Source organism: Ligilactobacillus sp. MP3, from assembly GCF_024436335.1.
GTDB lineage: Bacteria > Bacillota > Bacilli > Lactobacillales > Lactobacillaceae > Ligilactobacillus > Ligilactobacillus salivarius.
This window is the reverse complement of record NZ_JANFQI010000003.1, coordinates 205,227-212,925: the sequence shown is the minus strand read 5'-3', so window position 1 is coordinate 212,925 and position 7,699 is coordinate 205,227. Positions and strand designations below refer to the sequence as shown.

Sequence of the window (7,699 nt, the reverse complement as noted above, 5' to 3'; positions counted from 1 at the left end):
TTTATTTTACGCTTTAGTTGGTGCAGCTCCCCATACTAAAGTTGCTTCAACATTAGCAACCAATGTATCACCATACTTAGCATTGCGATTATCATTGTAGAAATTCCATTCTTTTTGTTCAGGAGAAGTTCCTTCTGATAACCAGAATTCATAGTGATAGGCATCGCCATTACTTGCATAGTAAGTTTTATTACCTACTAAAGCACTACTAATTCCACCTAAACCTTTAGCAATATCTTCAAGAGTTGCTTGATTAAATGTATTCTTTTCTACACCTGTCAAATTCTTAGCTGCTACATCTGTAATAGCATTTAAGGTTTCTGTAGACTTCACTTCACTACCTGCCACTAAAGCATTTTTTACAACAACATTATTATCCCATACTTTAGTAACTTTAAATGTTACTGCTGAAGATACTTGTTTTGGAGTTTCATAACCTGTCAAAAATCCTTTATACATCATTAAAGATTGTAATGGATAACCCAAATCGTCAAATAAGGCTACGTTATCCCAAGTACTTCCTCCCCATGTTGGTTTGCCATTATAGTACATTACACTATCAGGTGCATAACCTACAGCATATTTAGAAGCCCAACCAGTACCGTATATATCAGAAGCATCTTTATTATATTGCCAATTATCCCAGCCTGCTTTTACAGGAATCCAAGCTGGTTCCCACCAGAAACCACCTAGACCGTTACCAGCAACAAGTGCTTTATACATGTCAGACATTGCATCTACTTGTCCTTGAGGATCATGTGAATAAGCTTGAATTTCTGAATTAGCACCAATTGAATTTCCAGTACCGTCTGAATCATTAACATTATTAATCCAACCAGTTTCAAGTACCACAACTCTCTTACCAAATTCGTTCTTAGCAAGTTTTTCAACAGCTTCTAACATCTTAGGAGTATTAGCACCATATCCTAAATCAACATTGTCATACCAGCCATTTCCATCGTGAGTTGACCAGAATGGATAATATGAAGTACCTAAAAGGTCATAATCAACATTATTCTTCTTCAAAACATTCATTATATTGCGATATTTTTCAATATTTGGAGTTTCAATATGCATTGCAATTTGTGCATTTGGTAGCGTATCTCTAACAGCTTTAGAACCTGCATTTAGATACTTAGAAATCAATGTTCCATAACTTTGGTTACCCCAAATATCATAGTATGATTCACCTTTATCACGATTAGAAGCAATTCCAAAGACGCCATTAGTTATTTCATTACCAACTTGAACCATACCAACATTTACACCGGCATTTTTTAAGTCTAGTAAGACTTTTCGTGTATAGTTATAAACAGACTTAGCTAATGTATTTCCCGATTCTTCTGTCCATGCTTTAGGCAGAGGTTGTTTTGCAGGGTCTGCCCAAAAATCAGAATAATGGAAATCTAATAGGACTTTCATACCATATGCTGAAGCCTCTTTAGCCATTTTGACAACATTATATTCGCTATCATCTCCACCTGCATAAGTTTGGTTATCAACATTATAAGGATTGTTCCAAATTCTCAACCTAATCCAGTTAACACCTGCATCTTTTAGAACTTTAAATATACTTACTTGATTACCATTAAAATCATAGAATTTAACGCCTGCATTAACTAATGCTTGATAACTACCGACATCCACACCACGAATCATGTTATCAGTCATTCCTTTTATTGGTTCAACTTTAACATGTTCATAGCGTAATCCTGTATCAGTACCGGTCTTATATGCTAGAGCAATTTCATCAGCAGTCATTTGACTAGTTGGCTTGCCGGTACTTACATTGGATGTATTTTCCTTTACAGGATCACCCCAAGTTAATGTTGCAGAATAGTTAACGATAATATTTCCACCATAGACAGCATTCTTATTAGCTTCTAAAAATGCTTCTTGTTTTCCTACATTATTACCATTAATTTTATCATTTAACCAGTATACATAGTGGTAGTTATTTCCATCTTGACCTTTAATTATTTCTTGTCCCTCAATACCTTGTGTATTTCCAGCTAGATTATTAAAAATCATCTTCAAGTCATTTTGACTAATCTTTTCACCTTTTTTACCTGTCAAGATTTCTGTTGTTACAGAATTACTTACCCCTGACTTTTCAGTCAGAGTATCTCCTACTTTAAGTCCAGCTACTGCACTAGAGTTAACACCTGGCGCTGAATAAACATCCGAAACTTTATTAATTACTTTAGAGATAGCTTGCGTTTCTGTTGTATCAACATTTCCTAGTTTAAATAGAACTACGGCCACTTTTACCGAGTTTCCATTTACCACAGAACCTACACCCAAGACAGCATCCTTCAAGTCATTATTCTTAACCGTAAAATCTTTCATGTAGTCACTAACAGCATTGTGTTCTGCTTTGAACATATCTGAAGTGTCATAATAGTTCGTCCATATTGAAAGAGTCTTTCCTTCAAATAAGCCATTATTCTTCATATTTATTTGAATAGCTTCATTAGTTGCTGATAATTGGCCTTTAGCTACTAATTGTGCGACATCGTGTAATGTGAAAGCCAAATAATTGTCATTCTGATTATTCCAATCTGAATCCACAACAATACCTGTTTTTGCTTTAATATTTGTTGCAATATCTTGAGCTACTAATTCCCTATATTGTTGAACATTCATTGATAATAGTCTTCCTTGAGCATCAAAGCTATATTCAACTTGATTTATCGTATGTGATCCAGTGTACATAGCTCCATCAACTGTATCAAAGTAGTACTTATTATTGTTGATATTTTGCCAGCCATATTGCATTTGACCTTGATTATTATAATAAACTATTTTCTTCTGACCATACGGTGTTATATCTTGGAAACCAGTTTGCATTGCTCCGGTTACCTTATCAAATAAGTACCATTTACCATTGATATTTTGTTGACCATACTGCATTTTAGCTGTTTGTGGGCTATAATATACAGTCTTGTTTTGGTCTTTGATATTTTGGAAACCTGTTAAGACTTTTCCACTATTATTAAACAAATACCATGATCCATCTAAATTTTGTTGGCCCTTTAGATTTCTAACTTCTCCAGTCACTTTATCAAGAGTTACGTTCTTACCTGATAAATTTTGGTTTCCATATAGCATCCAACCATCATTATTGTAATAAACCAACTTATTTTGGTTAGCAATATATTGAAAACCACGTTGCATAGCTCCAGTATTATCAAATAAATACCAATGTCCATCGATATTTTGTTGTCCATATTGCATAGCTCCAGTTACTTTATCAAAATATCTAGTAGCATTATTAACCCATTGCCAGCCATATTGCATTTGACCGTAATTATTATAGTAAACTGTTTTATTTTGACTAGGAATCTTTTGTAATCCAACTAATCTAGCACCATCAGTACCGAAGTTATACCACTTATTGTTGATGTTTTGTTGACCTTTAACCATAGCTCCAGTTACAGGGTTAAAGTAGTATACATTTTTACCAATTACTTGCCAACCATATTGCATTTGACCGTTAGATGCATAGTAAACTGTTTTAGCTTGCCCATAACTCTTTAAATCTTGGAAGCCAGTTTTCATAGCACCCGTTACTTTATCAAACAAATACCATTTACCATTAACGTTTTGTTGACCATATTGCATTTGACCATTCGATGCATAGTAAACTACCTTATTTTCGCCATATGCTTTTAAATTTTGAAAACCAGATAATCTTGCTCCAGTTACTTTGTCGAATAGATACCAATGTCCGTTGATATTTTGTTGTCCGTATACCATTTGGGCTGTCTGAGGGTTGTAATATACTACTTTATTTTGACTTGTAATTGTTTGAAATCCTGTTAAAACATTTCCTTTATTATCAAATAGATACCATTTACCATCGATATTCTTTTGACCGTTACCTAAAAATGCACCTGTAACTCTATTTGTATCATACTTCTTACCATTAACATTAATTGAGCCATACTGCATTTGACCCTTATTATCATAATAAACTAACTTCTTTTGGTCATTTATGTATTGAATACCTGTCTTTAAGGCACCTGTTACATTATCAAAAAGATACCAATGTCCATCGATATTTTGTTGTCCATACACCATTTGATAATTTTTTGGATTATAGTAAACAGTCTTATTTTGATCAGAAATTTCCTGGAATCCTGAGACGTATTTTCCATTGCTATCTTTCAAATACCAATTACCATTCTTATGTTCTTGTGTAGCTCCCGGTGTTACTACTCCGATAGCCCTTTCGGTATTATCAACAGTAGGAGTTACTTGTTCTTTTTGTGAAGAACTAGATGACACTTTTTCTTTAGAGTCATCAATCTTATTTTTATTCACACTCGATGAATCTACATTTTCTTTTGTTGAACTGCTATCTTTTTGCTTAGTTTCTACTGCACTAGTACTTTCCCCTACTTCAGTAGAAACTGCTGTTGAATTATTTTTAATTACTGTTGATTCAGCATTAGTGCTGTTCTCTGTACTTACTATTTTATCGCTAAGTACTGTAGAATCACTAGCTGTACTGCTTACATTATCAGCTCTAACTTCGCCTGCTCCAATACCTAATGTAGCTACGGTAATGGCCGCAAAAATCCAATGCTTACCAGCCTTATACATCTTATAACGTATTTTTCTATCTTGCATAACATTTTCTCCCTAAAATTAATAAAATTACACCTTAATGATAATGAAAAAAACACATTTTTTCAATGTGCTTTTCATAACTATTTTATTTTGAAAAATTTAGTTTTATATAAGTATTGATTTCCTGCAGTTAAATCATACTGTACTAATTTCAAGTCATTATACAATCTCTTTTGTTTCTTAGTTAGCTGCTTATACTTAACTGTTTTTCCTTTCTTATCAACAAAAACTGGATTTTTTCCGTTATTATATGCATATACTTTTATCGTTGGTAGTTCCTTTTGAATTTCTGTCAATAAAGCATAATATGGTGATACTTTAGAATTTGTTTGTTCAGCAGTTAAGGCAATAAAGTCAATTGGTGAAATATAATTGACGTGCTTTAGTTTCTTTGCACCATGCTGTCTAGCATATTTATTAGAATAAATAAAATAATCCGTTTCTCGTGCTTCTAGACTATTTCCGTCTATATTGCTATAAATTCCCGGAAGATGATCTCCATAAAATACTAAAGTAATTGGTTTATTGATTTTATCTATTTGTTCAATGAATTTTTGTACCGCTTTATCTGTATACGAAAGTCCTGCACTATAGTTGCTAATAGTATTCTTTTCACTATCATACATGTCACCACTTACTTGATAATCCCCAGAATTATCATAGTAATCTGAATAAGGAAGATGATTCTGCATAGTAACCAAATTAATAAATTGTCCATTCTTATAATTATTGATCACATCCAATGTATTTTGGTATGCTGTTTCATCTGATAAGTATGGATTAGTTCCGATTTTCATCTTATGCTTTATTTTATCCTTACTTCCCAAATACATAAATCTTTGAAAGCCAAATTTTTTATAGACTACTTCCCTACTGTAAAAACTCCCCCTATAAGGATGGATAGCTGTAGATTTTTTAAAATAGTTATTAATTGTTAAAGTTTGACTAGAATTTGGTACTACTTGTGTATAGGGAGTAGCTATAGTTGGTGAAAAATTACTTACGGGGAGACCTGTCAAAGTCATGAATTCCATATTAGCAGTTCCACCACCTAACCCTGAACTTATCATTAATCCAGATGTTGTATTTTTCTTAACACTCTCTATGTATGATAATGGATTTTGTGATAATTCTACTTCTTTTAATCTGCTAGGGTTTGCTAAACTTTCACTTAGATTAAATATAATAGTTTGTGTAGATAAGTTATTATCTCTATCTTTGTTAATTTTTTTTGCTTCCTTCTCATATTTTTCTGCCATCTCATCAACTTTTTTTCTAGAATAACTTGGATTATCTTCCATAATATTAGTATCAATATTATTTAAAAATTGTTGAAGTGCACCATTGTATTGTGCACCGTACTCTTGATTCCAGAAAGTAGGTTCATTACCATATGAGCTTAACCACGCATTTACTATTGAATTTCCATGATTAATTCGTGTACTGCTACCAAAAATAACAATAGCTAGTAAAATTCCTAATAACCTTGATTTCCAATTTAATTTTTCTTGCGGAAATTTAATCTCACAAAAAATAATAACTCCAGTTAAAATAATAATTCCTATTATTGCTATCCACAAAATAATCTGAGGAATCATCTCCAAAATATCACCATACGCAGATACCATTGTTACTTCTGTAGGCAATATTGGTTCAGAACGATAATATATCTTAATGGCATCTGCTGCTATCGCTATTGTTACAACTATATAAGTAATAATAGAACTTAACCAAAATTTGTTTGTAACTCCATAAAAAAATCTATATATCAAATAGAATAATAAAAGAGTTAGTATCATCATATGTTGCTTTACAAAAAAAGCAAAAAAGAAAATACTTGTATACGTATCACCATCCATATGAGGAGATGTAAAATGTGGAGACATAAAAATAAAAGAACAATATACTAAAATATACAAGATAACAATATTCACTAGATTATGTTTATGATTTTTAATATAGTTAATCATTTTTACAATTGTCTCGCTTATCCATGGAACAATTGTTTTCTCATTATTCAATGATAATTTTTTCTCTAATATATGTTCTCTTTCATCTATTCTTGCTAATAGCCATCCTAAAAAAGCAATTATTATAGTAACTATACAACTCTTAAAAAGTGAAATTTTTAAACTTGTATTACTATTAACTATTTTTTCAATAATAAAATTATCTGAATATATTAATAGTACTAATAATCCCGTATATTCTGGTATCTTTACATTAATCTTTAATTTCTGTCCAACTATAAATATAACTAAAGACATTGCTATAACAGATATTGAAGTTAGTACATTAAAACGATATGCTGTTGAAAGATCGCCATGTATTTTTAAAGAAATATACGGCATAGAAAGTGCTAAAACTACATTTAGTATTACGCTCATACTCATTAAAGTAATAACTTTTTTATTTACATGTAACTTATCTATTTCTACATTTGAACAGACTATTCCTAGTGCCACTAACAAAAAAGCTGTAACAATGTTATTTCCATTACCTAATCCAAAAATATCTTTATTAAAGATGCTTGGTAATGCAAAAAGTATAACATATCCTCCTAAAATAGCTGAAAGCCTGCACTTCTTAAACCAACTCTTTAACTTATCTTTTATTAATAATGCAGATATAGCACCAAGTATAACTGGATAAGTATTTCTAGTAATTGGAAGGACTACATCGTACAGATTTGAGATACTGAAACTTCTAGTCCACAAAAATAATCCTATAAATATCAATAAATTTACTATATAAATATATACATAATTTTTTATAAATTTTATATTTCCTTTTATCTGATAACCCATTAAAATTAGTAATACACCAATAATTACATTAGAAAAATTATTTAATAAACTATATGCAAATAATCTCTTCGAAAATAGATTGTTTTGCAAAAAAGCTGGATTTGCTTGTGTTATTAATAAAGAAAATGTAACAATTATCATAGCTACATATATTTTTAATGCATTACATAATTTTTTTATCAAATTATTCATCTCCTTCTATTACATCTACAATAAATAACTTTCTAATGATAAAATATTTTAAAATTTTGTTTCTT

General features: G+C 31.1%; 2 protein-coding genes. Both read right to left on the bottom strand.

Annotated features, from left to right (window positions below; all coding sequences use genetic code 11):
- Positions 1-6: 6 nt before the first annotated feature.
- Positions 7-4,635 (bottom strand): glycosyl hydrolase 53 family protein, encoded by a 4,629-nt coding sequence (locus NOU10_RS03905; RefSeq protein ID WP_255906061.1) that lies wholly within the window; start codon positions 4,633-4,635, stop codon positions 7-9.
- 80 nt (positions 4,636-4,715) lie between these two features.
- Positions 4,716-7,634: an LTA synthase family protein gene (locus NOU10_RS03900; protein ID WP_255906060.1), complete on the bottom strand. Its 2,919-nt coding sequence runs from the start codon at positions 7,632-7,634 to the stop codon at positions 4,716-4,718.
- Between the last annotated feature and the right edge of the window lie 65 nt (positions 7,635-7,699).